The sequence below is a fragment of the Streptomyces sp. SGAir0957 genome, assembly GCF_043523415.1.
On sequence record NZ_CP027293.1, the window covers coordinates 6034880 to 6061000 of the forward strand.

The window sequence follows — 26121 nt, forward strand, 5'->3', positions numbered from 1 at the left end:
CCCGGACGGCAGGCGACCGCTACTCGGCTCCGGGCGTGTCGGAAGCGTCAGGCCCGTCGGACGCGCCGGGCTCGCTGGGACCGCCGGATGCATCGGCCCCGCCGGACGCATCGGCCCCGTCGGACTCCTCGGCCTTCGGCTGCTCCGCCTCCGGCAGCTCCGCCGCGAGCGCGGCCGCCGACTGGACCAGGGGCAGCGCGAGCAGCCCGCCCGTGCCGCCGCCGAGCCGGACGCCCTGGTCCAGGAGCGGGTCCATCGCCATCCGGTCCAGCGCCTTGGCCTGGGCGGGCTCGCCGCTCATGTGCGCCGCCAGCCACCAGTCCGGTGCGCGGAACGCGACACGCTGGCCGACCAGGGCGCAGGCCGCCGACACGACACCGTCCAGGATCACCGGCATCCGGCGCACCGCGGCCTGGAGCAGGAAGCCGGTGGCGGCGGCGAGGTCCGCGCCGCCGACCGTGGCGAGGAGCTGCAACTGGTCGCCGAGGACCGGGCGCGCCCGGCGCAGCGCGTCCCGCACCGCCGCGCACTTGCGCATCCAGGCCAGGTCGTCGATGGGGTCGCCGCCGCGCCCGGTGACGACGGAGGCATCGGTGCCGCACAGCGCCGCGACGAGCGTGGCCGCCGCCGTGGTGCCGCCCACGCTGAGATCGCCGAGGACCACCAGATCCGTACCCGAGTCGGCCTCCTCGTCGGCGAGCGCCATGCCCGCGCGGAACGCCTGCTCGGCCTCGTCCAGGGTCAGCGCGTCCTCGGTGTCGATGCGCCCGGAGCCGCGCCGCACCCGCCGGCTCACGACGTCCGCGGGCAGTTCGTCCGGCTCGCAGTCGAGCGCCATGTCGACGATGCGGACGCCGACGCCGAGCTGCCGGGCGAGGACCGCTCCGGCGCTCGCGCCCTCGACGGCCTCGCGGACGAGGGCGGCGGCGCTGCCCGCGACCCGCTTGGAGACACCGAGCCCGGCGATCCCGTGGTCACCCGCGAAGAGGATCACGCGCGGCCGCGCGACCGGCCGTACCGGCACCGAGCCCTGGGCGGCGCTGAGCCATTCGCCCAGCTCGTCGAGGCGGCCGAGGGCGCCGGGCGGCACGGCGAACCGGGCCCTGCGCTCCTCGGCGTCGCGGCGGGTGCCGCCGTCGGGGCGCTCGATCAGGTCGGTGAAGTCGTCGAGATTCAGCGAGCTCATTCGCCGAACAGTACCGGCCGTTCCCACCGGGGGTCGGGGACGTCCCGCGCTCCCCAGTGGCCGCTCCGCTCCCCACCTGACCCGCCATCACCTCCCGCGACGCACCGACTCCGTAGCGTCATTGCGTGGCGACTGATCATCCCTTACGTTCACCTTTACATCGGATTGTCGTACCGCACGACGGCGCCCCACGGGCATCCGGCTCCACAAGGAGCCCGGTCAGGCCTCGCTCAGGAGTTGACGCAGACATGTCCCGCACCCCGCAGGCCGTGGCCGCCCGCCGCCCCGCCTACCGCACCGAACTCGCCCAGGGCACCGACCGCTTCCACGAACCGCCGCGGCCCGACTGCCCCTGGTGCGGCTCCACCCGGCTGCGCACCCGGCTGCGCACCACCGACCTGCTCCAGCACAAACCCGGCACCTTCACCGTCGACCAGTGCGAGGTCTGCGGCCACTCCTTCCAGAACCCCCGGCTCACCCCCGAGGGCCTCGCCTTCTACTACCGCGACTTCTACGACGGCCTCTACGCCGACCAGGCCGAGAAGATCTTCGGCCCGCAGAGCTCCGCCAAACGCCACCTGCGCGCGGCCCGCGCCCTGCACCAGCACATCGAGCCCGAGAGCTGGCTGGACGTCGGCACCGGGCGCGGCCACTTCCCCGCCGTCGCCCGCCGGGTCCTGCCCTACACCGCGTTCGACGGCCTCGACGCCGGCCCGGCCGTCGAGGAGGGCCGCAGACGCGGCCACATCCAGCGGGCCCACCGCGGCCTGCTCACCGACCTCGCGCCCCAACTGGCGGGCCGCTACGACGCCATGACGATGTTCCACCACCTGGAGCACGCCGTCGAACCCCGCGAGGAGCTCAAGGCCGCCCACCGCGTCCTGCGCCCCGGCGGCCACCTCCTCATCGAGGTCCCCGACCCCGAGAGCCGCTACGCGAAACTCCTGCGCAAATGGTGGGTGCCGTACTTCCAGCCCCAGCACCTGCACTTCATCCCGCTCGACAACCTCCGCACCGAGCTGCGCGCCCTCGGCTTCACGGTCGTCGCCGTCGACCGCCGCGAGCCGCACATCCCGCTCGACCTGTCGGCCGCCTGCGCCCTGCTCCTCGGCCACTGCCTGCCCGACCGCGACGACCCGTGGCGCAAGGCCCCGGGCCGCTTCCGGCGCCGCCTGCGCCAGGTCCTCGTCTACGTGGCGGCCCCCGCCTTCGTCGCCTGCTACGCGGCCGACCTGCTGCTCGCCCCGCTGGTCAGCCGCACCCGCTTCTCGAACGCGTACCGGATCATCGCCCGCCGCAACCCGTAGGGCCCGGCTCAGCCGCGCAACGGGAGCGCCTGGCCCGCGACGACAAGGAGCACCTGCTCGCACTCGCCCGCGAACGCGGCGTTCAGGCGGCCGAGTTCGTCGCGGTAGCGGCGCCCGGACGCGGTCGCGGGCACGATCCCGGAGCCGACCTCGTTCGATACGGCGACGACGGTGCGCCGGGTCCGCCGCACCCCGTCGACGAGGGCGGCGACCTTCTCCCGCAGCGCCCTCTCGCCCCCGCCCGCCCACTCGGCGTCGTCCCAGGCCCCCACCTCGTCCATCACGTGCGTCAGCCACAGCGACAGGCAGTCCACGAGCAGCGGCGCCGGATCGTCCGCGTCGGCGAGCAGCGGCAGCAGATCGCAGGTCTCGGCGGTCCGCCACGACCCGGGGCGCCGCTCACGGTGCACGCTGACGCGCTGCGCCCACTCGGTGTCCCCGCCCCGGGTGCCGCCGGTCGCCACGTACAGCACGTCGGGGAAGGCGGTCAGTCGCCGCTCCGCCTCCACCGACTTCCCCGACCGGGCCCCGCCGAGGACCAGCGTCCTGCGCGGCACGTCGGGCACGCTCTCGTAGGCGCCGACGATCAGCGTCGTCCCGTCCGGCACCGCCCGCGCGCCCGCGGCGGCGAGCCGCCGGTCCAGCTCGGGGCCGGGCGGCACGTCATGGTCCAGATGCACGGCGACGACATCGGTGGTCGCCCCGATCGCCCCCACGGACCGCAGCCGCGCCAGGGCGTCGGGGCGCCCGGTCACATCCAGGACGACCATCTCGTACGGGCTCCGCGCCCCTTCGAGCCCCGCGGGCGCGGCCCCCGGCGGCAGATAGAGCACCCGTTCGCCCTCGGGCCCCACCACCTCGTACCCGGTGCCGGGCGCGTCCAGGGCGAGCGCCCGCACCCGGTGCCCGGTCAGCAGCGCCAGCTCCCGGCCGTCCGGCACCCGCGCGGGCTGCGGCAGGCCCGCCGGGACCTCGACCGCGGGCCCGTCGTGCGGATGCGAGAGCAGCACCTGGCGCACGCCGCCCAGACTGTGCCCGGCGCGGGCCGCGGCGAACGCGGCGCCCGGCGTCAGGTCGAGCAGCAGCACCCCGTCGACCAGCAGCGCCGTCGCCGCGCGGGCGCGGGGCCCGAGCGCGGTCGCGCAGGCCGCGCAGGGGCAGTCGGGGCGGGGCAGTCCTTCGGGGGCTCCGGTGCCGAGCAGAGTCAGTTCCACGAGAAGATCTTCCCGCGCCCCCGCACGGGCCGCGCGCCCGGCTACGCTTCCAGGGACATCACAGCAGGACATAGAGCAGGACATCAGAGCAGGACATCGGACATCCGGTACCAGGAGGCTGACATGGCGGCATGGACGTGGCGGTTCGAGAAGTCCGACGGCACGGAGGTGCCTCCGGCGGTGCAGCCGGAGGAGTTCACGACCCAGGGCGACGCCGAGTCGTGGATCGGCGAACACTGGAAGGCGCTGGCCGAGGGCGGCGCGGACCAGGTCACCCTCTCCGAGGACAGCACGGTGATCTATGGGCCGATGAGCCTGCACGCGGAAGCGGCGGCGCCGCAGGAGTGACCGGCTCGCGCCGCAGGGGTGCGGGTGCGGGTGCCGTTCCGGCCGCGGGTCCCGTCGTGGCCGGTCGCGCGGTTCCCCGCGCCCCTGGGGCACGCGGCTTCGCCGCTGCCCCGGGGGCGGGGCGGGTCAGATCTCGCTCAGTGTGACCTCGGCCGTCTTCTCCGAGTCGTCCCTGAGGTAGGTGATCTTCGCTTTGTCGCCGGGCTTCTTCTCCGCCAGCGCCTCCGACAGGGACTGCATCGTCGGGACGTCCGTGCCGTCGAAGCGGGTGATGATGTCGCCCGGCTCCAGGCCGGCCTTCCGGGCGCCGCCGCCGTTCGTCACGGTCACCACGGCGACCCCGGCGGGCTTGTAGCCGTCGTCCAGGACGGAGCGGCCGGTGATGCCCAGGGCGGCACGGCCGGAATCCGTGACCTTGCCGGTTTTGATGACCTGGTCGGCGACGGTCCTGGCCATGGACGCGGGGATCGCGAAGCCGATGCCGGGGGCCGAGCTGTTGCCGAGGCCCGGGTCGGTCGCCGCGAGGGTCGGGATGCCGATGACCTCGCCGTCGAGGTTGACGAGGGCGCCGCCGCTGTTGCCGGGGTTGATCGCCGCCGAGGTCTGCACCATGTTGGCGATCGTCGCGCCCGTACCGCCGCCGGACCGGCTCTCGCTGACGGTGCGGCCGGTCGCCGAGACGATGCCCTGGGTGACGCTGGAGGAGAGCCCGAGCGGTGACCCCATGGCGAGCGTGATCTGTCCGACGGCCACCTTCGCGGAGTCCCCGAACCGCGCCGCCTTCAGCCCCTCGGGGCGCTTCGTCAGCTTGATGACGGCCAGATCCTGGTCCGGGTACGCGTAGACGAGGTCGGCGGTCAGCGTGTCCGTGCTGTTGGCCGTCGTCACCTCGAAGGTCTTCTCGTCGCCGACCACGTGCGCGTTCGTCACGATGTGCCCCTGGTCGTCGTAGACGACGCCGGAGCCGAGGTCGGACGAGGCCTTGATCTGGACGACCGACGGCAGGACGTCCTTGATCACCTTCTGGTAGTCGTCCTGGAGGCTGCCGGCCGCCGCGGGCGCCGCGGGGGCGGCCTGGGTGGTCGAGTCGGACGGTGAACCGGACGACGTGGCGGAGGGCGAACCGGAGCCCGAGCAGCCCGAGGCGAGCGCCGCCGCGCACAGGACGGCGACGATCGGCGAAGTACGGCGTGCAGACGCGCGAGAGACGTTCATGCCCGGATTGTCACGTTCGCCCGCCGCGCCCGCCCGCCCCGCTCCGCCGAACAGGCGTCAGCCGCGCAACCGCACAGGCTTCAGCCCTGTACGCGCACAGGGTTCAGCCCCGTATGCGCACAGGGTTCAGCCCCGTACGCGCACAGCCGTCAGCCGCGCACCCCGCACAGGTGCAGCAGCGCCGCGACCCGGCGGTACGGTTCCGTGCGACCCGCCCGCTCCTCCGCCGCGAGCAGCGTCTGCAGCTCCCCGCGCTCCGGCGGCTCCAGCCCGTCCTCGGCCTGGTCGGTGAAGACCCGCACCCCGTACCAGGCGTGCAGCGGCGCCCCGATCCCGGCGAGCGTGTCCGTCAGGGTGGACAGCCGGTCCGCCCGGACATCGAGCCCGAGCCGGTTGCGATAGTTCGTGGAGTCGAACGCGCCGAGCGCGGTGACCCAGTCACCGGCGAGGCCCGGCCGCATCGCGAGCGCGTCCGCGTTCCGCACGAGCAGCGAGAGCAGGCCGCCCGGGGCCAGCATCCGCGCGAGGCCCGCGAGCAGCGCGTCCGGCTCCTCCACGTACATCAGGACGCCGTGGCAGAGCACGACGTCGAAGCTGCCGGGCAGGAAGTGGACGCCGGTCTCCCGGCCGTCGCCCTCGACGAGCCGCACCCGCTCGCGCACGCCCTCGGGCTCGGCGGCGAGCGCCTGCCGTGCCGCCGCGATCATCTCCGCTTCCTGCTCGACGCCGGTCACCTTGTGCCCGGCCCTGGCCAGGCGCAGCGCCTGCGTGCCCTGGCCCATCCCCACGTCGAGCACCCGCAGCCGCTGCCCGACGGGGAACCGGCCGGCTATCTGCTCGTCGAGCTGCCGGGACACCAGCTCCTGGCGGACGACATTGCGCAGACCGCCCAGCTTCGCCTGCCAGGCGCGCGCCGCGCCCCCGGTGAAGGACTCCGTGCTCAGGGTCGCTCCCCGCGCTTGACCTGCGGCTTCGGCAGACGGAGCCGCTTCATCTGCAGCGTGCGCATGAGGGCGTACGCCACCGCGCCCTTGCGGCGCTCGTCGGGGAACTTCTCCGCCAGCTTCTTCTTCAGGCGGAAGCCGGTGATGGCCGAGTCGATGACGATCGCGACGATCACGAACAGCCAGAGCAGCAGCGCGATGTTCTGCAGCGACCCGACGCGGACCATGCTCAGGACGAGGATGATCACCGCCATCGGCAGGAAGTACTCGGCGATGCAGAACCGCGAGTCGACGAAGTCGCGCGCGTACTTGCGCACGGGACCCTTGTCGCGGGCCGGCAGGTACCGCTCGTCACCGCTGGCCAGCGCGGCGCGCTGACGCTCCATCGCGGTGCGGCGTTCCTCGCGCTGCCGGGAGCGCGCCTCCTTCGGCGTCATCTTCGTGTTGGCCACGCTGCGGCGCTGCGACTGGGCCGCGCTGCGCTTGGGCGTGGGGCGGCCCTTGGGCGCCTGCGGGTCTCGGGTCTGCGTGGACGAGGAGGTCACCGGGGCCTTGGCGGCGGGGGCCTTGTCGTCCTTGGATCGGCTACGGAACACAAAAGCCAAGGGTACGCGGTGGCCGTGCATGGACCACAGGCCCGTGGGGAACGATCCGGCAACGTCGTGCGTCCATAGGGGCACCGCAGGGAAACGGCGGAGCCGCCTCCGCGGGGGCTCCGCAGGGACTCCGCGGGGACTCCGCAGGGACCCTTCCGTAGGGACACACCTACTCCTCACGCCGGAGCGGAGGCGTACGCAGTCGTCCTTGGGGATGAGCGCATCCGCACCTGAACAGTGCGGTAATAGATGCAGGACCCGTACTGTGGATTCTGTCGCAGTGCTGGAGCTGGAACGGCCGGTCGGATCTGTCAGAAGGGGGCGCGCGAAGCCCATGAGCGGTGTCATGAAGCGTATGGGGATGATCTTCCGCGCGAAGGCGAACAAGGCCCTTGACCGGGCCGAGGACCCGCGCGAGACCCTCGATTACTCGTACCAGAAGCAGCTGGAGCTGCTCCAGAAGGTGCGCCGCGGCGTCGCCGACGTGGCGACCAGCCGCAAGCGCCTCGAGCTGCAGCTGAACCAGCTCCAGGGCCAGTCCTCGAAGCTGGAGGACCAGGGCCGCAAGGCGCTCGCGCTCGGCCGCGAGGACCTCGCCCGTGAGGCGCTGTCCCGTCGCGCCGCGCTCCAGCAGCAGGTCACGGACCTGCAGACCCAGCACCAGACGCTGCAGGGCGAGGAGGAGAAGCTCACCCTCGCCGCCCAGCGGCTGCAGGCCAAGGTCGACGCCTTCCGCACGAAGAAGGAGACCATCAAGGCCACCTACACCGCGGCCCAGGCGCAGACCCGGATCGGCGAGGCGTTCTCCGGCATCTCCGAGGAGATGGGCGACGTCGGCATGGCGATCCAGCGCGCCGAGGACAAGACGGCCCAGCTCCAGGCGCGGGCCGGCGCCATCGACGAGCTGCTCGCCTCGGGCGCCCTCGACGACCCGTCCGGGCTCGCCAAGGACGACATCCAGAGCGAGCTGGACCGCCTCTCCGGCGGTACGGACGTGGAGCTGGAGCTGCAGCGCATGAAGGCCGAGCTGGCCGGGGGCTCCTCGCCGTCCCAGCAGGCGATCGAGGGCGGCGCGGGCCAGGGCCAGGGCAAGGAGTCGCAGCAGCAGCCGCAGGACACCCCGCGCTTCGACAAGCAGTAGCCGCAGCAGAGGCGGCAACAGCCCCGAGGAGGGCGTCATGATCGTACGGATCATGGGGGAGGGTCAGGTGAGGCTGGCCGACGGCCACTTCGCCGAGCTCAACAAGCTGGACGACGAACTGCTCGCGGAGATGGAGGGCGGCGACGAGGAGGGGTTCCGGCGCACGCTCTCCGCGCTCCTCGACGCCGTGCGCCGCCTCGGCACCCCGCTCCCCGACGACGCCCTGGAACCCTCCGAGCTGATCCTGCCCGCCGGGGACGCGACGCTCGACGAGGTCAGGGAGATGCTCAGCGACGACGGCCTGATCCCGGGCTGACCCGCGCCGGGTTACGGGGGACGGCTACCGTGAACCCGGTGACCTCCCTCGTACGGTGGGCCAGGGCGCATCCCCTGGCCCTGGACGCCATCGTCGCCCTCGGCGTTCTCGCCGCCATGGTCGCCGGCTCCTTCGTCGACCCGCACGGCCCCGACGGGTCGTACGTCTGGGGCGCCCGCACCCCGGAACCCCTCAGCCTCGTCCTCATGGTGCTCGGCGCCGCCGCGCTCGTCTTCCGGCGCGCCGCCCCCATGTGCGTCCTCGGCGCGACCTCGGCCGTCTCCGTCGTCGAGCTCGTGACGGGCGAGCCCCGGGCGCCCGTCGTGATGTCCGCCGTCATCGCGCTCTACACCGTCGCCGCGACCACCGACCGGCCCACCACCTGGCGCGTCGGCCTCGCCACGATGGCCGTGCTCACCGCCATCGCCATGCTCGTCGGCCCCCTGCCCTGGTACGCGCAGGAGAACATCGGGATCTTCGCCTGGACCGGGATGGCCGCCGCGGCGGGCGACGCGGTCCGCTCCCGGCGCGCCTTCATCCAGGCCATACGCGACCGCGCCGACCGGGCCGAGCGGACCCGGGAGGAGGAGGCGCGGCGGCGCGTCGCCGAGGAGCGGCTGCGGATCGCCCGCGATCTGCACGACGTCGTCGCCCACCACATCGCCCTGGTCAACGTGCAGGCCGGGGTCGCCGCGCACGTCATGGACAAGCGGCCCGACCAGGCCAAGGAGGCTCTCTCGCACGTCCGCGACGCCAGCCGCTCCGCGCTCGACGAACTCCGCGCCACCGTCGGCCTGCTGCGGCAGAGCGGCGACCCGGAGGCGCCGACCGAACCGGCGCCGGGACTCGACCGGCTCGACGACCTCGTCGCCACCTTCCGGCACGCGGGGCTCCCCGTCGAGGTGGCCCGCACCGCGGCCGCCCCGGCGCTGCACGCGGCCGTCGACCTGGCCGCCTTCCGCGTCGTCCAGGAGGCGCTGACCAACGTACGGAAACATGCGGGGCCCGACGCGAAGGCCGAGGTCAGCGTCGTGCACGTCGGGCGGGACGTGGAGATCACGATCATCGACAACGGGCCGGGCGCGAAGCCCGTACCCGCCGACCGCCTCGACGAGAACGGCGGCCACGGCCTGCTCGGTATGCGCGAACGCGTCACCGCGCTCGGCGGCCGCCTCTCCACCGGACCGCGCTACGGCGGCGGTTTCCGCGTTCATGCGATCCTTCCGGTCGACGCCCGCACGACCACACCAGGGGATGCCACGCCATGACGAGCGGTACGACCGACGACGCCACCCGGACGATCAGGGTGCTGCTCGCCGACGACCAGGCTCTGCTGCGCAGCGCCTTCCGGGTCCTCGTCGACTCCGAGGCCGACATGCTGGTGGTGGGGGAGGCGTCCGACGGCGCCGAGGCGGTGCGCCTGGCCCGCTCCGAGCGGCCCGACGTCGTCCTCATGGACATCCGGATGCCCGGCACCGACGGGCTCGCCGCGACCCGCGAGATCAGCGCCGACCCCGAACTCGCCCACGTCCGCGTCGTGATGCTGACGACGTTCGAGGTCGACGAGTACGTGGTGCAGTCGCTGCGGGCCGGCGCCTCCGGCTTCCTCGGCAAGGGCGCGGAGCCCGACGAGCTCCTCGGCGCCGTCCGTGTCGCGGCCGCCGGGGACGCGCTGCTCTCGCCCGCCGCGACCAAGGGCCTGATCGCCAAGTTCCTCGCGCAGAGCGACGGTTCGGACGACACGGCACCCGGGGGCGCCCACGCGGAGCGGCTCGCCGCGCTCACCGTGCGCGAGCGGGAGGTCCTGGTCCAGGTCGCGGGCGGCCTCTCCAACGACGAGATCGCCGAGCGCCTGGAGGTCAGTCCGCTCACCGTGAAGACCCACGTGAATCGCGCCATGGCCAAGCTCGGCGCCCGCGACCGCGCCCAACTCGTGGTAATTGCCTACGAATCGGGCCTCGTCCGTCCAAGGGTGGAGTGACTCCACCGCCGTACGTACTACGGCCGCAGTAGGCGCCGCGTAAGAACGGGACCTGGGAGCGACGAATCGGGCTGTTGCCGTGGCTGAGGGTGTAGGTGGGCCCGAGCGCATGTCCGCGCGGAGGGCCGTCATCCACCCCTCACACGCCCTGGAGAACCCCGCGCCATGTCCTGGCTGTCGAGATTCAGCCTCGCTCAACGTGCCCTGATCGGGCTGGTGTCCATCATCGCGCTCGTCTTCGGCGCGATAGCGATCCCCCAGCTCAAGCAGCAGCTCCTGCCCACCATCGAACTGCCCATGGTCTCCGTCCTGGCCCCGTACCAGGGCGCGTCCCCCGACGTGGTGGAGAAGCAGGTCGTCGAGCCGCTCGAGAACTCCATCGACGCCGTCGACGGGATCACCGGCGTCACCTCCACGGCCTCCGAGGGCAACGCGCTGGTGATGGCCCAGTTCGACTACGGCAGCGCGAGCGACTCCAAGCAGCTCGTCGCCGACGTCCAGCAGGCCGTCAACCGGGCCCGCTCCCAGCTGCCGGACGCTGTCGACCCGCAGGTCGTCGCCGGTTCCACCGACGACATCCCGACCGTCGTGCTCGCCGTCACCTCCGACAAGGACCAGCAGGCGCTCGCCGACCAGCTCGACAAGACCGTCGTCCCCGCCCTCAAGGACATCGACGGCGTCGGCCAGGTCAGCGTCGACGGCGTCCGCGACCTCCAGGTCAATGTCACGCCGGACGACCGGAAGATGGCCGCGGCCGGGATCACCGTCCAGACGCTGAGCCAGTCCCTGCAGGCCGGCGGCGCCACCCTGCCCGCGGGCTCCTTCGCCGAGGACGGCAAGAACCGCACGGTCCAGGTCGGCGGCGGCTTCACCTCGCTGCGGCAGATCGAGGACCTGATGGTCACCGGTCAGGGCGTGAAGAAGCCCGTACGCCTCGCCGACATCGCCACGGTGAAGCAGGAGCAGTCCACCGCGGACTCGATCACCCGCACCGACGGCCGCCCCAGCCTCGCCGTCGCCGTCACGATGGACCACGACGGCTCCGCCGTCACCATCTCCGACGCGGTCCAGGACAAGCTCGCCGACCTGCGCAAGGACCTCGGCTCCGGCGCCGAGCTGACCGTCGTCAGCGACCAGGGCCCGGCCGTCTCCAAGTCCATCTCCGGGCTGACCACCGAGGGCGCGCTCGGCCTGCTCTTCGCGGTCGTCATCATCCTGATCTTCCTCGCGTCGGTGCGCTCCACCCTCGTCACCGCGGTCTCCATCCCGCTGTCGGTGGTCCTCGCGCTGATCGTCCTGTGGACCCGCGACCTCTCCCTCAACATGCTCACGCTCGGCGCGCTGACCATCGCGATCGGCCGCGTCGTCGACGACTCGATCGTCGTCCTGGAGAACATCAAGCGCCACCTCGGCTACGGCGAGGAGCGCCAGGAGGCCATCCTCAAGGCGGTCCGCGAGGTCGCGGGCGCGGTCACGTCCTCCACCCTGACCACGGTCGCGGTGTTCCTGCCGATCGGCCTGGTCGGCGGCATGGTCGGCGAGCTGTTCGGCTCGTTCTCGCTGACGGTGACGGCGGCGCTGCTCGCCTCCCTCCTCGTCTCCCTCACCGTCGTCCCGGTCCTCTCCTACTGGTTCCTGCGCCCGCCCAAGGCGATCCAGGGCATCGACCCGGAGGAGGCCCGCCGCAAGGCCGAGGAGAAGGAGGCCCGCTCCCGCCTCCAGCGCATCTACGTCCCGGTGCTGCGCTTCGCGACGCGCCGCCGTATGACCAGCCTGCTCATCGCCGTCGTCGTGCTCCTCGGCACATTCGGCATGGCGCCGCTGCTCAAGACGAACTTCTTCGACCAGGGCGAGCAGGAAGTCCTTTCCATCAAGCAGGAGATGAAGCCCGGCACCAGCCTGGCCGCGACCGACGCCGCGGCGCAGCAGGTCGAGAAGGTGCTCAAGTCCCTCGACGCGATCGAGGACTACCAGGTCACCGTCGGCTCGTCCGGCTTCATGGCCGCCTTCGGCGGCGGCACCGACACCAACCAGGCGTCCTACCAGGTCACGCTCAAGGACAAGGCGTCCTACGAGGACACGCAGGACCGCATCGAGCGCGAGCTGGGCAAGCTGTCCGGCATCGGCACGACCCGGATCTCCGCCGGTGACGGCTTCGGCAGCCAGGACCTCAGCGTGGTCGTGAAGGCCGCCGACGGCTCCGTGCTCGACAAGGCGGCCGAGCAGGTCCGCAAGGCCGTCGCCTCGATCGACGACGTCACCGACGTCTCCAGCGACCTGTCGCAGTCGGTGCCGCGGATCTCGGTCAAGGCCAACAGCAAGGCGGCCGCGGCCGGGTTCGACGACACGACGCTCGGCGCCGCCGTCGCCCAGGCGGTGCGCGGCACCACCAGCGGCAAGGCGATCCTCGACGACACCGAGCGCGACGTCGTGGTCAAGTCGGCGAAGCCGGCCTCGACCATCGACGGGCTGAAGAAGCTGCCGATGGGTCCGGGCGGCGTGAAGCTCGGCGACATCGCCACGGTCGAGCTGGTCGACGGGCCGGTCTCCATGACCCGCATCGACGGCGCCCGCGCGGCGACCATCACGGCCAAGCCGACCGGGGACAACACGGGCGCGGTCAGCACCGACCTCCAGAAGAAGATCGACCAGCTGGACCTGCCCGAGGGCGCCACCGCCTCCATCGGCGGTGTCACCTCCGACCAGGACGACGCCTTCAAGAACCTGGGCCTGGCGATGCTCGCGGCCATCGCGATCGTCTTCATGCTGCTCGTCGCCACGTTCCGGTCGCTGGCCCAGCCGCTGATCCTGCTGGTCTCCATCCCGTTCGCGGCGACCGGCGCGATCGGTCTGCTGGTCCTCACCGGTACGGCGATGGGCGTGCCCGCGATGATCGGCATGCTGATGCTCATCGGCATCGTGGTCACCAACGCCATCGTCCTGATCGACCTCATCAACCAGTACCGGGCCCAAGGGCGCGGCGTGGTCGAGGCCGTGGTCGAGGGCGGCCGCCACCGCCTCCGGCCGATCCTCATGACGGCCCTGGCCACGATCTTCGCGCTCCTGCCGATGGCGCTCGGGGTCACGGGCGAGGGCGGCTTCATCGCCCAGCCGCTCGCGGTCGTCGTGATCGGCGGGCTCATCACCTCGACGCTGCTGACGCTGCTGCTCGTGCCGACGCTGTACGCGATGCTGGAGCTCCGCAAGGAGCGCCGGGCCGCCAAGCGCGCGGCGAAGAGGGTGCCTGCCCAGGCGGTGCCCTCAGAGCCCGAGCGGGCCGGGGTCTGACGGGGTCTGACCCCCTAGGGGCGCGGGGAACTGCGCGACCAGCCACGACGAAGCCGCAGTCGCGTCTGCTCGGTACATGAGCAGATGCGACTGCGGCTTTTCGTCGGCTGAGCGCGCCGCGCCCCCTTACGGGGCTACGGCAGGGCCAGCATGCGCTCAAGCGCCAGCTTCGCGAACTGTTCCGTCTCGCGGTCGACCTCGATGCGGTTGACGAGGCGGCCCTCGGCCAGGGACTCGAGCGCCCAGACCAGATGCGGCAGGTCGATCCGGTTCATGGTCGAGCAGAAGCACACCGTCTTGTCGAGGAAGACGATCTCCTTGCCCTCGGGGGCGAACCGGTTGGCGAGCCGCCGCACCAGGTTCAGCTCGGTCCCGATGGCCCACTTGGACCCGGCCGGCGCGGCTTCGAGCGCCTTGATGATGTACTCCGTGGACCCGACGTAGTCCGCCGCCGCGACGACCTCGTGCTTGCACTCGGGGTGGACCAGGACGTTCACGCCCGGTATCCGCTCGCGCACGTCGTTCACGGACTCCAGCGAGAACCGCCCGTGCACCGAGCAGTGCCCGCGCCACAGGATCATCTTGGCGGCCCGCAGCTGCTCCACGGTCAGCCCGCCACCCGGCTTGTGCGGGTTGTAGACGACGCAGTCGTCGAGCGACATGCCGAGGTCCCGCACGGCGGTGTTGCGCCCGAGGTGCTGGTCGGGCAGGAAGAGCACCTTCTCGCCCTGCTCGAACGCCCAGTTCAGGGCCCGCTCGGCGTTGGACGACGTACAGATCGTGCCGCCGTGCTTGCCGGTGAACGCCTTGATGTCGGCGGAGGAGTTCATGTACGAGACGGGCACGACCTGCTCGGCGATCCCGGCGTCGGTGAGCACGTCCCAGCACTCGGCGACCTGCTCGGCGGTGGCCATGTCGGCCATGGAGCAGCCGGCGGCGAGGTCGGGCAGGACGACCTTCTGATCGTCGCCGGTGAGGATGTCGGCGGACTCGGCCATGAAGTGCACACCGCAGAAGACGATGTACTCGGCCTCGGGCCGCGCGGCGGCGTCCCGGGCGAGCTTGAAGGAGTCTCCGGTGACGTCCGCGAACTGGATGACCTCGTCGCGCTGGTAGTGGTGCCCGAGCACGAACACCTTGTCGCCGAGCTTCTCCTTGGCCGCGCGGGCCCGCTCCACCAGGTCGGGGTCGGAGGGCGAGGGCAGGTCGCCGGGGCAGTCGACACCGCGCTCGCTCGCGGCGTCGGCTTCGCGGCCGAGCAGCAGGAGCGCCAGCGGCGTCGGCGCAACGTCCAGGTCGACGACTGCCTGGGGGGTCTGGGCCGTGGTCACGTCACGCACCCTTTCTTGTTCGCGGAACGAGACTTCTCTCGATACTTCGCATTGCTTGCTAAGCATTGCTTCACGTCACTTCTCGTCGAAATGACGCTATCTATCATATCCCCTTCACGTCACGTTGACGATGCCGATGTCGTCGATGTGACGCAATCCGCCCAGGCCGTCCCGTGCCCGCTGCGCCGCGGGTGTGCGAGCATGAAAGAGAAGCGCGAAACGTCCCGACGATCCGGAATGGATCCGGGCCTTTGCCGGTTGCAATGGTCGGCAAGCAGTCTCCGTACAACCCGGGAGAGATGTAGATGTCCGTATCGGACGAGACCACCACCGTCAGCGACGGCATCATCCTGAGCGACAACGCCGCGGCGAAGGTCAAGGCGCTGCTCGAGCAGGAAGGCCGCGAGGACCTGGCTCTGCGGGTGGCCGTTCAGCCCGGCGGCTGCTCCGGCCTGCGCTACCAGCTCTTCTTCGACGAGCGCTCGCTCGACGGTGACGTCGTGAAGGACTTCGGCGGCGTCAAGGTCGTCACCGACCGCATGTCCGCCCCGTACCTGGGCGGCGCCTCCATCGACTTCGTCGACACCATCGAGAAGCAGGGCTTCACGATCGACAACCCGAACGCCACGGGCTCCTGCGCCTGCGGCGACTCGTTCAGCTAGAGCGAGCGAGCACCGAAGCCGGTAAAGCGAAGGGCGGCCATCCCGTACGGGGTGACCGCCCTTCGCCGTGCCCCCGACACTCAGTCCCGGGGCGCCGGGCTGGCCCCGCCCGGCCCGTTCTTCTCCGCGAGCGGCACGGTCCCGCCGTTCTCCCGTACGACGTCACGGTCGCCGAGCGGCGCGTCGAGCGTCACGGGCAGCGTGTAGTACTTCGCCATCTCGATGCAGACGGTGCCCTTCTTCTCGGTGGCCGTGACCCGCACGGTGACCTCGTCGCCGGACTCCTTCGCGGACGCCGCGTACGTGGCGCACACGCCCCCGGTGAAGTGGAGCGTCAGCGTCCGCCCGTCGCTCCGGTACCCCTGCACCCGTACGTCACTGGTCTGCGACCCCGAACCCGCGGACGGGGACGCGGGGGAGGAGGGAGCGGCGGGGCTCTTCGGCGCCGCCAGGAACCGGGGCTCCACCGCCGGATGCGTCACCGTGAACGCCTTCGCCTGCCCGGCCGGCTCCACCTGGAACAGCCACGACGGCACCAGCGCCTGCCGCCCCCGCTCATAGTGCGCGGCCAGCCCGAACGTGGCCTTCGAGACCTCGACCGTCGTGGACGCGGGCGGTCGCGGCGACGACGGCGCGCACCCGGCGCCCTGTTCCGCGCTGCCCGATCCGGCCCCGTCCAGCGGGACCGCGCTCGCGCATCCGCCCACCGACGCCCGGTCGCCCGCCGCCAAGCTGTTCAGCCGCTCGATCGTCTCCTTCGCGCCGACCGTCGGGTACGTAGCGCCCTTCACCGGCGCCTTCAGCTGCCCGCTGCCGCCGCTGATCTGTCCGTCCGGGCCGATCTGGATCCCGGTCGACCAGCCGTACGTGGGCAGGCCGCCGATCTCGGGGTCGGCGTTCACCACCCGGGTGGCGCCCATGAGCTGGGTCGCGTCCAGCGCGGCGTCGTCCTCGCCGAGCGCTTCGAGGAGGGGGGCCGCGGTCTCCTTCGCCTCGGCCTCGCTCACCGCGTCCTTCTCGCTGCCGCCGGTCGCCGGGTCGGCGCACTTCGTCCCGCCCGCGCACTTGTTCCCCGCGGAGGGCGCGTACCGCGCGTACGTCCACGTCCCCGGCGCCTCCCGGGTCACCTGGAGTGAGGGCCCCGAGCCGTCCTTCGCCGGGCCCAACCGCCAGGTGCCGCCCTGGAGTTCGGGCGTGCCGTCGATGTCGAGGGCCTTCGCGAGGGCGGCCACCTCCGCGGCCGTCACCTGGCCCTCGGCCCGGTAGACCGGCGCCTTGCCGGGCCCTTCCGGAAGATCGCCGGAGGCCCGGTACCGCGTGCCGTTGGGGTCGGGCTCGCCCGGCGCGATCCCGTTCGTCGTCCCCGGACCGCCGCCCTGCGCGTAACCGTCCAGGGCGAGCGGCGGGGGAGTGCCGTCACCTCCGGCGCCGCCGGTACGGGGCTCGCCGCCACCGCCCGACGTGTTCTGCGCCGCGAGGTACGCGCCGCCGCCCCCCGCGAGCAGCACAGCCGCCGCCACCGAGGCGACCGCAAGCGTGCGCCGCCGCGGATGCCGATCCTGCGTCTGCTCTTCGGTGCTCACCGCATCGCTCCTTCACCTGTCGCGCCGTATCCCGTATCCCCTCGATGCGGAAGAGCGAAAGGGGACAGCGATGGGACGTGACAGGGGAGCGCGCGGTTCCCTTCTACGCGCCCCGGGCTTGCGCTCAGTCGCCGAAGTCCGCCATCGCGTCGATGAGCCGCGCCGACTTCGCGGGCACGACGACCCCGTGGATACCGGCCGCGCCGACCGCCCGCACCGCCCGGTCCGTCTCCCAGGGCGCCCGTGGCAGTACCCAGTGCGGCACCATCCGCGCACAGTCGCCGCGCAACGCCGCGAGCCCGTCCTGGGTCATGAACGACACGTCGTAGGTCATATTCGCACCGTAAGCACGCCACGCCTCAGGAAAAAAGCCCTACTATCGGGTAGTTTCCCCACTTCAGGACAGGGTGTTCGACCCGATAGCGTGAACCGTCAACCCCTCTCTCCTCAGGAAGCGTGACCTCGCCGTGCGAATCGCAGTCACCGGCTCCATCGCCACCGACCACCTGATGACCTTCCCCGGCCGCTTCGCCGACCAACTCGTCGCGGACCAGTTGCACACGGTCTCCCTCTCCTTCCTCGTCGACAACCTCGACGTCCGCCGGGGCGGCGTCGGCGCCAACATCGCCTTCGGCATGGGACAGCTCGGCACCGGCCCGATCCTGGTCGGCGCGGCGGGTTCCGACTTCGACGAGTACCGCGCCTGGCTGGACCGGCACGGCGTGGACACCCACTCGGTCCGTATCTCCGAGACCCTGCACACGGCCCGCTTCGTCTGCACCACGGACGCCGACCACAACCAGATCGGCTCCTTCTACACGGGTGCGATGAGCGAGGCCCGCCTCATCGAGCTGAAGACCGTCGCCGACCGCGTCGGCGGCCTCGACCTGGTGCTCATCGGCGCGGACGACCCGGAGGGGATGACCCGCCACACCGAGGAGTGCCGCACCCGGAACATTCCGTTCGCCGCCGACTTCTCCCAGCAGATCGCGCGCATGGACGGCGACGAGATCCGCCGCCTCCTCGACGGCGCCACGTACCTCTTCTCCAACGAGTACGAGAAGGGGCTCATCGAGTCCAAGACCGGCTGGAGCGACGCGGAGATCCTCGGCCGGGTCGGGCACCGGGTCACCACGCTCGGCGCGCGCGGCGTCCGCATCGAGCGCGTCGGCGACGACCCGATCGAGGTCGGCTGCCCGGAGGAGCAGGCCAAGGTCGACCCGACGGGTGTCGGCGACGCGTTCCGGGCGGGTTTCCTCTCGGGGCTCGTCTGGGGCGTCTCCCTCGAGCGCGCGGCGCAGGTCGGCTGCATGCTCGCCACGCTCGTCATCGAGACCCTGGGCACCCAGGAGTACGCGCTGCGCCGGGCGCCCTTCATGGACCGCTTCCGCAAGGCGTACGGGGACGCCGCCGCTGAGGAAGTGGAGTCGTACCTCGGCTGAGGCCCCGCCAGGGGCGCGGGGAACTGCGCGACCAGCCACCGAAAAGCCGCAGACGCGTCTGCTCATGCACCGGGCAGACGCGTCTGCGGCTTTCGTCGTGGCTGGTCGCGCAGTTCCCCGCGCCCCTAAAGACCTCTCCGCACCTCATAGGAGACGGCCCCTTCAAGCCCCTGGGACGCCCCCACATACTCATGGCCCTGCGTGAAACACCAGGCAGGAATGTCAACGGCGGCAACCTCGTCATCGGCCATGACCGTGACCGTGCCGCCCACCCGGACCTTTCCGATCGCGCGGGCCAGCTCGATCACCGGCCGCGGGCAGACCATGCCCACCGCGTCGACGGTCACCGCCTCCGCCGAGCCCTGCGACGGGGCGACGAACACCCCGAGCCTCTCCCGCACCCCGCGCACGACATCCGGCAGGACCGCCAGGAACCGCTCGACCTCCGCCTCCTCGACCCCGAGCGGCAGCGACACCCGTACATTGCCCTCGCTCACCACCCCCATCGCGCGGAGCACATGGCTCGGGGTGAGCGTGCTGCTCGTGCAGGACGACCCTGACGACACCGAGAACCCGGCCCGGTCCAGCTCGTGCAGCAGCGTCTCCCCGTCGACATAGAGACAGGAGAACGTCAGCAGATGCGGCAGCCTGCGCTCCGGATCCCCGACGACCTCCACGTCCGGCACGAGCCGGGGCACCCGCGCCCGGATCCGCTCCGTCAGCTCCCGCAGCCGCGCCGCCTCACCGGCCGCCTCGGCGCGCACGGCCCGCAGCGAGGCGGCGGCGGCCACGATGCCCGGAATGTTCTCGAACCCGGCGGCCCGCCCGGACTCCCGCTCGTCGGCGGGCCCTTGCGGCGCGAACCGCACGCCCTTGCGCACGACGAGGAGCCCGACCCCGGCCGGGCCTCCCCACTTGTGCGCGCTGCCCGCCAGCACCGACCAGGCACCCTCCACCGGCCCCCACGCCAGCGACTGCGCCGCGTCCACGAACAGCGGCACCTGCGCCGCCCGGCACACCTCGGCCACCTCGGCGACCGGCTGCACCGTCCCCACCTCGTGGTTGGCCGACTGCAGACAGGCGAGGGCGGTGTCGGGCCGCAGGGCGTCGGCGTAGGACGAGACGGACACGGCGCCCTCCCGTCCGACGCCCACCTCGGTCACCTGCCCACCGGCCCCGTCATGGGCCGCCGCTGAATGGAGTACCGCCGAGTGCTCGACCGCCGAGACCACGACATGGCGCCCGACACGCCGACGCCCGGCGAGCGCGCCGGCGATCCCGTCGTGCACGGCCCGCGTCCCCGACGAGGTGAAGACGAGCTCGTCGGTCCGGCACCCCACCGCCTCCGCGGCGGCCTCCCGCGCGGCATCAAGGAGAAGACGCGCTTTTCGCCCTTCCCGATACAGCCGGGACGGATCGGCCCACCCCTCGTCGAGGGAGGCCTGAAGCGCTTGCCGCGCGACGGGATGAAGGGGAGCAGAGGAAGCGACATCGAAGTAACCCACGCCGCCAAACCTAAAACGCCGCTGAGGGGCGCGGGGAACTGCGCGAGCGACCACGACGAACCGGTGGCCGCCACTCCACATGGCTCCCCACCCCGGAGGGCGCCCCCCAACCCCCCGTCAGAAACGCCCGGCGGACCCGGATCCCACCCTTCGGAGTGACCCGCGGCGCGTTAGGCACCCTCCCCGCGCGACCCCAAATAGCGTCCAGTAGGGTTTGCTCCGCATAAACATCCAAACCCCTGCCCGTGTGCCAGGGCGGCGAGCGACCAGCGAGACGGCCGTAGCCAACCAGCGCGGGCGAGACTCTCGGGAAGGCGCTACGTGAGTCCCAACGGCTCCGACCGCTCGTCGCGGCGCCCGATGCGGCGGAAGCTGCCGCAGGTGCTGACTGCGGGCCTGATCCTGGTAACCGCTACCGGTTGCACATACAAGGACTTCCCCCGTCTTGGTATGCCCACCCCGGTGACGGAGGAGGCCCCAAGGATCCTCTCCCTCTGGCAGGGCTCGTGGGCGGCAGCGCTCGCCACGGGCGTGCTGGTGTGGGGGCTGATCCTGTGGAGCGTCATCTTCCACCGGCGCAGCCGCACCAAGATCGAGGTTCCGACGCAGACGCGGTACAACATGCCGCTCGAGGCCCTCTACACGGTCGTTCCTCTGATCATCGTGTCGGTCCTCTTCTACTTCACCGCGCGCGACGAGTCGAAGCTGCTCAAGCTCGACGACAAGCCGGCGCACACCGTCAACGTGGTCGGCTACCAGTGGAGCTGGGGCTTCAACTACGTCGAGAACGTGCCGGGTGTCGACGGTGACGCCAAGACCTCCAAGGAGCTCTCGGCGATCCCCCAGCGCTTCAAGGACGACTTCCCGGCTAACGCCGGCGGCGTCTACGAGGTGGGCACCCCGGGTACGCGGAACCCGCAGACCAACAACCCCGGCCCGACCCTCTGGCTCCCCAAGGGCGAGAAGGTCCGCTTCGTCCTCACTTCGCGCGACGTCATCCACTCCTTCTGGGTGGTGCCGTTCCTCATGAAGCAGGACGTCATCCCGGGCCACACCAACGCGTTCGAGGTGACCCCCAACAAGGAGGGGACCTTCCTGGGCAAGTGTGCCGAGCTCTGCGGCGTCGACCACTCCCGGATGCTCTTCAACGTGAAGGTCGTCTCTCCTGAGCGCTATGAGCAGCACCTCAAGGACCTTGCCAAGAAGGGGCAGACCGGTTACGTCCCGTCTGGCATCGCCCAGACGGAACACGAGAAGAACCGGGAGACGAACAACCTGTGAGCATCCTCAACGATCCCAAGGGTGCCGCGGCAGCTGACGACTCGTACGAGAAGGAGCTGCCGGCTCGGCCCAAGAGCCCCGGCGCCACCGTGATCAAGTGGCTGACCACCACTGACCACAAGACGATCGGCACGCTGTACCTGGTCACGTCGTTCGCGTTCTTCTGCATCGGCGGTCTGCTCGCGCTCTTCATGCGCGCCGAACTGGCCCGTCCCGGCACGCAGATCATGTCGAACGAGCAGTTCAACCAGGCGTTCACGATGCACGGCACGATCATGCTGCTGATGTTCGCGACGCCGCTGTTCGCGGGCTTCGCGAACTGGATCATGCCGCTGCAGATCGGCGCCCCCGACGTCGCCTTCCCGCGGCTGAACATGTTCGCCTACTGGCTGTACCTGTTCGGCTCGCTGATCGCGGTCGCCGGCTTCCTCACCCCGCAGGGTGCGGCCGACTTCGGCTGGTTCGCCTACTCCCCGCTGTCGGACGCCGTCCGCTCGCCGGGCATCGGCGCCGACATGTGGATCATGGGTCTGGCCTTCTCCGGCTTCGGCACGATCCTCGGCTCGGTCAACTTCATCACCACGATCATCTGCATGCGCGCGCCCGGCATGACGATGTTCCGCATGCCGATCTTCGTGTGGAACGTGCTGCTGACCGGTGTGCTCGTCCTGCTGGCCTTCCCGGTCCTCGCCGCCGCGCTGTTCGCCCTGGAGGCGGACCGCAAGTTCGGTGCGCATGTGTTCGATGCCGCGAATGGCGGCGCGTTGCTCTGGCAACACCTCTTCTGGTTCTTCGGCCATCCAGAGGTGTACATCATCGCCCTGCCGTTCTTCGGAATCATTTCCGAGGTCATCCCGGTGTTCTCCCGCAAGCCGATGTTCGGCTACTCGGGCCTCATCGGCGCGACGATCGCCATCGCCGGTCTCTCCGTGACCGTGTGGGCGCACCACATGTACGTCACCGGCGGCGTGCTCCTACCGTTCTTCTCCTTCATGACGTTCCTGATCGCCGTACCGACCGGCGTGAAGTTCTTCAACTGGATCGGAACGATGTGGAAGGGCTCGCTGTCCTTCGAGACACCGATGCTCTGGGCGATCGGCTTCCTGATCACCTTCACCTTCGGTGGTCTGACCGGCGTGATCCTGGCGGCCCCGCCGCTGGACTTCCACATCTCGGACTCGTACTTCGTGGTGGCGCACTTCCACTACGTGGTGTTCGGCACCGTCGTCTTCGCGATGTTCTCCGGCTTCCACTTCTGGTGGCCGAAGTTCACCGGCAAGATGCTCGACGAGCGGCTCGGCAAGATCACCTTCTGGACGCTGTTCATCGGCTTCCACGGCACGTTCCTGGTGCAGCACTGGCTGGGCGTCGAGGGCATGCCGCGTCGTTACGCGGACTACCTCGCGGCCGACGGCTTCACCGCGCTGAACACGGTCTCGACGATCTCCTCGTTCGTCCTCGGCCTGTCGATCCTGCCGTTCCTCTACAACGTCTGGAAGACCGCCAAGTACGGCAAGAAGATCGAGGTCGACGACCCGTGGGGCTTCGGCCGCTCGCTCGAGTGGGCGACGTCCTGCCCGCCGCCGCGGCACAACTTCCTCACCCTGCCGCGCATTCGCTCCGAATCGCCGGCGTTCGACCTGCATCACCCTGAGATCGCGGCCCTGGACCAGCTGGAGAACTCCAGCCACGGTGACAAGGCGCTGGCTGGCAGCAAGGAGGCCGGCAAGTGAAGGTCCAAGGCAAGATGTTCATCTGGCTGAGCCTCTTCGTCCTGATCATGGCCGGTGTCTACGGCGTGTGGTCGAAGGAGCCGGCCGGTACGACGGCGCTCTTCCTCGCCTTCGGCCTGTGCATCATGATCGGCTACTACCTGGCCTTCACGGCCCGGCGGGTCGACACCGGTGCGCAGGACAACAAGGAGGCCGACGTCGCGGACGACGCCGGCGAGGTGGGCTTCTTCAGCCCGCACTCCTGGCAGCCGCTCTCCCTGGCCGTCGGTGGCGCGCTCGCCTTCATGGGCGTCGTCTTCGGCTGGTGGCTGCTGTACTTCTCGGCTCCGGTCATCCTGTTCGGCCTGTGGGGCTGGGTCTTCGAGTACTACCGCGGCGAGAACCGGACGCAGTGACCTCACGCGCTCCTGAACTCCCGTGACCGAAGGGCCCGGACACTCCTGACGGAGGGTCCGGGCCCTTCGGCGTGTCGCGCCGTGCCCCGTGCGGCGCACTTCGGCGCGCCGTACCCGCCGAACCTTCTTAACGTGGCCATATGGACCACTCACCGCGCATCCGTACGGTTCTTGGCTGCACCCTGCTTGTGGCCGCACTCGGTGCGGGCGTCACGGCCTGCGGCAGCTCCGGCCACCCGCTCTCCGCCAAGCCCTACGACGCGGCGGGCCAGATCTCCTTCAGCGGCCCCAAGAGCGGCCAGAAGGCGAACCCGGACAAGCCCCTGGAAGTCACCTCACAGGGCGACGAGGGGCGCATCACCGACGTGACGGCCACGGACGCCATGGGGCGCTACGTCGCGGGCGAACTCTCCGCCGACGGCCGCAGGTGGCACACCACCTCCCCGCTGGCCGCAGAGGCCCAGTACACGGTCCGCGTCAGCACCGAGGACGAGGACGGCGCGCCGGGCCGCAAGGTCCTGACGTTCGACACGGGCAACCCGAGCAGCGAGAAGGCGCTCAAGGTCACCTTCGGGCCCGACCACGGCACCTACGGCGTCGGCCAGCCGATCACGGCCACGCTCAACAAGGCCGTCAAGGACGAGAAGGCCCGCGCCATCGTCGAACGCGCCCTCACGGTGGACTCCAAGCCCAAGGCCGACGGCGGCTCCTGGTACTGGGTGGACAGCAAGACGCTGCACTACCGCCCCAAGGAGTACTGGCCCGCCCACGCCACCATCACGGCGCGCAGCAACCTCAAGGGCCTCAAGGTCACCGACACGCTGTGGGGCGGCGCCGGCAAGCCGCTGACCATCTCCACGGGCGACCGCATCGAGGCGGTCACCGACGCGGGCTCGCACTCCATGACGGTCTACCGCAACGGCGAGGCCATCAACGAGATCCCGGTCACCACCGGCAAGCCCGGCTTCGAGACCCGCAACGGCGTCAAGGTCGTGCTCGGCAAGGAGTACTTCGTGCGGATGCGCGGCACCAGCATCGGCATCTCCGAGGGCAGCTCGGACTCGTACGACCTGCCGGTGTACTACGCCACCCGGGTGACCTGGAGCGGCGAGTACGTGCACGCCGCGCCCTGGTCGGTGGGCTCGCAGGGCGCCGCCAACGTCAGCCACGGCTGCACCGGCATGAGCACCTCCAACGCCGCCTGGTTCTTCAAGACCGTCCGCGAGGGCGACATCGTCAAGGTCGTGAACAGCTACGGCCAGGAGATGGACCCGTTCGGCAACGGCTTCGGCGACTGGAACGTCAGCTGGAAGAAGTGGCGCGCGGGCAGCGCCCTCACCCCCGAGGGCAAGGCCGACCCGGCCGTCCAGGCGCGGCTCAGCCCCGGGATCTGAGGGCTGAGACCTCCTCCGGCGATCCGGGGGGCGAGACCTCCGGCGCCGCTCAGGCGGTGACGGCCCGGCGCGAGCGCAGCAGCCCGGCCAGCGCGCCCGCGAACTCCACCGGGTCCACCGGCAGCGTCACCGCGGCCTCGGCCCGGCTCCACGTGGCCAGCCAGGCGTCCTGCGGGCGGCCGATCAGGAGCAGCACGGGCGGGCAGTCGAAGACCTCGTCCTTGATCTGCCGGCACACGCCCATGCCGCCCGCGGGCACCGCCTCGCCGTCCAGGACGCAGACGTCGATACCGCCCCTGTCCAGCTCCTTGAGGACCGCGGGGAGCGTCGCGCACTCGACGAAGCGCACCTCGGGCGCGTCGGCCGCTGGGCGCCGCCCGGTCGCGAGACGGACCTGCTCCCGCGTGTTGGCGTCGTCGCTGTAAACCAGAACCGTCGCGGTCGACTGCATCGTTCCTCCGAGACATCGGCGTCCTAGGGGCGTACCTGGCGCGGAGCCTACCCCTCCCGACAGCCCGTCAACACCGGTTCGTACACGCCTCCGATGGGCCATATGGGCTGGACACACCCCTCAGACACTCCGAACGGCACCCCCCGGAGTGAGGGCGAGATAAGCGACCGACATAATGTCGGTCGTGGCGACAGCAACGACAGTAGAAACCGGGCACGCGCACCCGTCGGTCAATCGACCGAACCTCACCAGCGTCGGAACCATCATCTGGCTGAGTTCCGAGCTGATGTTCTTCGCGGCCCTCTTCGCGATGTACTTCACCCTGCGATCGGTGACGGGACCGGAGCACTGGAAGGAAATGGCCGAGAGCCTGAACCTTCCGTTCTCGGCGACGAACACCACGATCCTGGTGCTCTCCTCTCTGACCTGTCAGCTCGGCGTGTTCGCCGCCGAGCGCGGTGACGTGAAGAAGCTCAGAATGTGGTTCATCGTCACCTTCATCATGGGTGCGATCTTCATCGGCGGTCAGGTGTACGAGTACACCGAGCTGGTCAAGAAGGACGGGCTCTCGCTCTCCTCCGACCCGTACGGCTCGGTCTTCTACCTGACCACCGGCTTCCACGGCATGCACGTGACAGGCGGGCTCATCGCCTTCCTGTTCGTCCTCGGCAGGACGTACGCGGCCCGGAGGTTCACCCACGAGCAGGCGACCGCCGCCATTGTCGTGTCCTACTACTGGCACTTCGTGGACGTCGTCTGGATCGGCCTCTTCGCCACGATCTACCTGATCAAGTAGTTCGAAGATCAC

24 protein-coding genes are annotated in these 26121 nt (G+C 70.9%); 14 read left to right on the forward strand and 10 right to left on the reverse strand.

The features are described from left to right. Positions 1–19: 19 nt before the first annotated feature. Positions 20–1186 (reverse strand): nicotinate-nucleotide--dimethylbenzimidazole phosphoribosyltransferase, encoded by a 1167-nt coding sequence (gene cobT / locus C1N81_RS32115; protein ID WP_394434805.1) that lies wholly within the window; start codon positions 1184–1186, stop codon positions 20–22. 248 nt (positions 1187–1434) lie between these two features. Between cobT and C1N81_RS32120 the strand changes: the two genes are divergently transcribed. After that, on the forward strand, positions 1435–2493 hold the full coding sequence (locus tag C1N81_RS32120; RefSeq protein WP_394434806.1) for a class I SAM-dependent methyltransferase: 1059 nt from the start codon (positions 1435–1437) through the stop codon (positions 2491–2493). A gap of 8 nt (positions 2494–2501) precedes the next feature. Here the strand turns inward: C1N81_RS32120 and C1N81_RS32125 are convergent, their stop codons facing one another. After that, positions 2502–3707 (reverse strand): bifunctional adenosylcobinamide kinase/adenosylcobinamide-phosphate guanylyltransferase, encoded by a 1206-nt coding sequence (locus tag C1N81_RS32125; protein WP_394434807.1) that lies wholly within the window; start codon positions 3705–3707, stop codon positions 2502–2504. A 123-nt stretch (positions 3708–3830) separates the two neighbouring features. On the opposite strand from C1N81_RS32125, the gene C1N81_RS32130 reads away from it, so the two are divergent. Further along, positions 3831–4055: a hypothetical protein gene (locus C1N81_RS32130; protein WP_394434808.1), complete on the forward strand. Its 225-nt coding sequence runs from the start codon at positions 3831–3833 to the stop codon at positions 4053–4055. 126 nt (positions 4056–4181) lie between these two features. On the opposite strand, the gene C1N81_RS32135 is transcribed toward C1N81_RS32130, so the two are convergent. The 3 genes from C1N81_RS32135 to C1N81_RS32145 all read right to left on the reverse strand — a co-directional run bounded on the left by C1N81_RS32135 (position 4182) and on the right by C1N81_RS32145 (position 6840). Then, the gene (locus C1N81_RS32135) at positions 4182–5270 is read right to left on the reverse strand and encodes a S1C family serine protease (protein WP_394434809.1); all 1089 of its coding nucleotides are present in this window, start codon (positions 5268–5270) and stop codon (positions 4182–4184) included. Positions 5271–5419: 149 nt separating this feature from the next. Further along, complete coding sequence (locus tag C1N81_RS32140; RefSeq protein ID WP_394434810.1) at positions 5420–6127, reverse strand: class I SAM-dependent methyltransferase; 708 nt, start codon at positions 6125–6127, stop codon at positions 5420–5422. A gap of 83 nt (positions 6128–6210) precedes the next feature. Beyond that, positions 6211–6840, reverse strand: coding sequence for a DUF3043 domain-containing protein (locus C1N81_RS32145; RefSeq protein ID WP_394434811.1), 630 nt, complete (start codon positions 6838–6840; stop codon positions 6211–6213). A 304-nt stretch (positions 6841–7144) separates the two neighbouring features. On the opposite strand from C1N81_RS32145, the gene C1N81_RS32150 reads away from it, so the two are divergent. The 5 genes from C1N81_RS32150 (at position 7145) to C1N81_RS32170 (ending at position 13536) form a co-directional block, all read left to right on the forward strand. Beyond that, complete coding sequence (locus C1N81_RS32150; protein ID WP_394434812.1) at positions 7145–7951, forward strand: PspA/IM30 family protein; 807 nt, start codon at positions 7145–7147, stop codon at positions 7949–7951. A 37-nt stretch (positions 7952–7988) separates the two neighbouring features. Beyond that, entirely contained in the window at positions 7989–8267 is a 279-nt protein-coding gene (locus tag C1N81_RS32155) for a PspA-associated protein PspAA (protein WP_394434813.1), read from the forward strand. Between the two features lie 38 nt (positions 8268–8305). Next, positions 8306–9535, forward strand: coding sequence for a sensor histidine kinase (locus C1N81_RS32160; RefSeq protein WP_394434814.1), 1230 nt, complete (start codon positions 8306–8308; stop codon positions 9533–9535). Continuing rightward, entirely contained in the window at positions 9532–10248 is a 717-nt protein-coding gene (locus C1N81_RS32165; protein WP_394434815.1) for a response regulator, read from the forward strand. Before C1N81_RS32160 ends, C1N81_RS32165 begins: the two co-directional genes overlap by 4 nt. A gap of 165 nt (positions 10249–10413) precedes the next feature. Then, positions 10414–13536 (forward strand): efflux RND transporter permease subunit, encoded by a 3123-nt coding sequence (locus C1N81_RS32170; protein WP_394434816.1) that lies wholly within the window; start codon positions 10414–10416, stop codon positions 13534–13536. Positions 13537–13670: 134 nt separating this feature from the next. On the opposite strand, the gene nadA is transcribed toward C1N81_RS32170, so the two are convergent. Continuing rightward, positions 13671–14876: a quinolinate synthase NadA gene (gene nadA, locus C1N81_RS32175; protein WP_394434817.1), complete on the reverse strand. Its 1206-nt coding sequence runs from the start codon at positions 14874–14876 to the stop codon at positions 13671–13673. A gap of 296 nt (positions 14877–15172) precedes the next feature. Here nadA and C1N81_RS32180 point away from each other — a divergent pair, with 296 nt between their 5' ends. Continuing rightward, the gene (locus C1N81_RS32180; RefSeq protein ID WP_361068990.1) at positions 15173–15529 is read left to right on the forward strand and encodes a HesB/IscA family protein; all 357 of its coding nucleotides are present in this window, start codon (positions 15173–15175) and stop codon (positions 15527–15529) included. Between the two features lie 80 nt (positions 15530–15609). On the opposite strand, the gene C1N81_RS32185 is transcribed toward C1N81_RS32180, so the two are convergent. Together C1N81_RS32185 and C1N81_RS32190 are read right to left on the reverse strand one after the other, a co-directional pair. Then, positions 15610–17112, reverse strand: coding sequence for a hypothetical protein (locus C1N81_RS32185; protein WP_394434818.1), 1503 nt, complete (start codon positions 17110–17112; stop codon positions 15610–15612). 124 nt (positions 17113–17236) lie between these two features. After that, positions 17237–17446 (reverse strand): hypothetical protein, encoded by a 210-nt coding sequence (locus tag C1N81_RS32190; protein ID WP_394434819.1) that lies wholly within the window; start codon positions 17444–17446, stop codon positions 17237–17239. Positions 17447–17579: 133 nt separating this feature from the next. Between C1N81_RS32190 and C1N81_RS32195 the strand changes: the two genes are divergently transcribed. After that, positions 17580–18554: a carbohydrate kinase family protein gene (locus tag C1N81_RS32195; RefSeq protein WP_394434820.1), complete on the forward strand. Its 975-nt coding sequence runs from the start codon at positions 17580–17582 to the stop codon at positions 18552–18554. A 125-nt stretch (positions 18555–18679) separates the two neighbouring features. Here the strand turns inward: C1N81_RS32195 and C1N81_RS32200 are convergent, their stop codons facing one another. Then, complete coding sequence (locus tag C1N81_RS32200; RefSeq protein WP_394434821.1) at positions 18680–20059, reverse strand: cysteine desulfurase/sulfurtransferase TusA family protein; 1380 nt, start codon at positions 20057–20059, stop codon at positions 18680–18682. A 321-nt stretch (positions 20060–20380) separates the two neighbouring features. Between C1N81_RS32200 and coxB the strand changes: the two genes are divergently transcribed. From coxB to C1N81_RS32220, 4 genes are all read left to right on the forward strand, one after another. Beyond that, positions 20381–21340, forward strand: a complete 960-nt coding sequence (coxB, locus tag C1N81_RS32205) for an aa3-type cytochrome oxidase subunit II (protein WP_394434822.1) — start codon at positions 20381–20383, stop codon at positions 21338–21340. Next, complete coding sequence (ctaD, locus tag C1N81_RS32210; RefSeq protein WP_394434823.1) at positions 21337–23073, forward strand: aa3-type cytochrome oxidase subunit I; 1737 nt, start codon at positions 21337–21339, stop codon at positions 23071–23073. Before coxB ends, ctaD begins: the two co-directional genes overlap by 4 nt. Beyond that, positions 23070–23468, forward strand: coding sequence for a cytochrome c oxidase subunit 4 (locus tag C1N81_RS32215; RefSeq protein WP_394434824.1), 399 nt, complete (start codon positions 23070–23072; stop codon positions 23466–23468). Before ctaD ends, C1N81_RS32215 begins: the two co-directional genes overlap by 4 nt. Before the next feature lie 140 nt (positions 23469–23608). After that, complete coding sequence (locus C1N81_RS32220; protein ID WP_394434825.1) at positions 23609–24862, forward strand: L,D-transpeptidase; 1254 nt, start codon at positions 23609–23611, stop codon at positions 24860–24862. A 49-nt stretch (positions 24863–24911) separates the two neighbouring features. Here C1N81_RS32220 and C1N81_RS32225 read toward each other — a convergent pair whose 3' ends face one another. Further along, positions 24912–25313: a DNA-binding transcriptional response regulator gene (locus C1N81_RS32225; protein ID WP_394434826.1), complete on the reverse strand. Its 402-nt coding sequence runs from the start codon at positions 25311–25313 to the stop codon at positions 24912–24914. Between the two features lie 175 nt (positions 25314–25488). On the opposite strand from C1N81_RS32225, the gene C1N81_RS32230 reads away from it, so the two are divergent. Further along, a complete protein-coding gene (locus C1N81_RS32230) occupies positions 25489–26109 on the forward strand; it encodes an aa3-type cytochrome oxidase subunit III (RefSeq protein ID WP_394434827.1) in 621 nt (206 codons plus the stop codon). Positions 26110–26121: the final 12 nt, after the last annotated feature.

What these genes read in the sequence shown, in the direction of transcription:
- cobT (WP_394434805.1), bottom strand. Translation starts at nt 1,186, where the DNA reads ATGAGCTCGCTGAATCTCGACGACTTCACCGACCTGATCGAGCGCCCC.
- C1N81_RS32120 (WP_394434806.1), top strand. Translation starts at nt 1,435, where the DNA reads ATGTCCCGCACCCCGCAGGCCGTGGCCGCCCGCCGCCCCGCCTACCGC.
- C1N81_RS32130 (WP_394434808.1), top strand. Translation starts at nt 3,831, where the DNA reads ATGGCGGCATGGACGTGGCGGTTCGAGAAGTCCGACGGCACGGAGGTG.
- C1N81_RS32135 (WP_394434809.1), bottom strand. Translation starts at nt 5,270, where the DNA reads ATGAACGTCTCTCGCGCGTCTGCACGCCGTACTTCGCCGATCGTCGCC.
- C1N81_RS32145 (WP_394434811.1), bottom strand. Translation starts at nt 6,840, where the DNA reads ATGCACGGCCACCGCGTACCCTTGGCTTTTGTGTTCCGTAGCCGATCC.
- C1N81_RS32150 (WP_394434812.1), top strand. Translation starts at nt 7,145, where the DNA reads ATGAGCGGTGTCATGAAGCGTATGGGGATGATCTTCCGCGCGAAGGCG.
- C1N81_RS32155 (WP_394434813.1), top strand. Translation starts at nt 7,989, where the DNA reads ATGATCGTACGGATCATGGGGGAGGGTCAGGTGAGGCTGGCCGACGGC.
- C1N81_RS32165 (WP_394434815.1), top strand. Translation starts at nt 9,532, where the DNA reads ATGACGAGCGGTACGACCGACGACGCCACCCGGACGATCAGGGTGCTG.
- C1N81_RS32170 (WP_394434816.1), top strand. Translation starts at nt 10,414, where the DNA reads ATGTCCTGGCTGTCGAGATTCAGCCTCGCTCAACGTGCCCTGATCGGG.
- C1N81_RS32180 (WP_361068990.1), top strand. Translation starts at nt 15,173, where the DNA reads ATGTCCGTATCGGACGAGACCACCACCGTCAGCGACGGCATCATCCTG.
- C1N81_RS32190 (WP_394434819.1), bottom strand. Translation starts at nt 17,446, where the DNA reads ATGACCTACGACGTGTCGTTCATGACCCAGGACGGGCTCGCGGCGTTG.
- C1N81_RS32220 (WP_394434825.1), top strand. Translation starts at nt 23,609, where the DNA reads ATGGACCACTCACCGCGCATCCGTACGGTTCTTGGCTGCACCCTGCTT.
- C1N81_RS32225 (WP_394434826.1), bottom strand. Translation starts at nt 25,313, where the DNA reads ATGCAGTCGACCGCGACGGTTCTGGTTTACAGCGACGACGCCAACACG.
- C1N81_RS32230 (WP_394434827.1), top strand. Translation starts at nt 25,489, where the DNA reads ATGTCGGTCGTGGCGACAGCAACGACAGTAGAAACCGGGCACGCGCAC.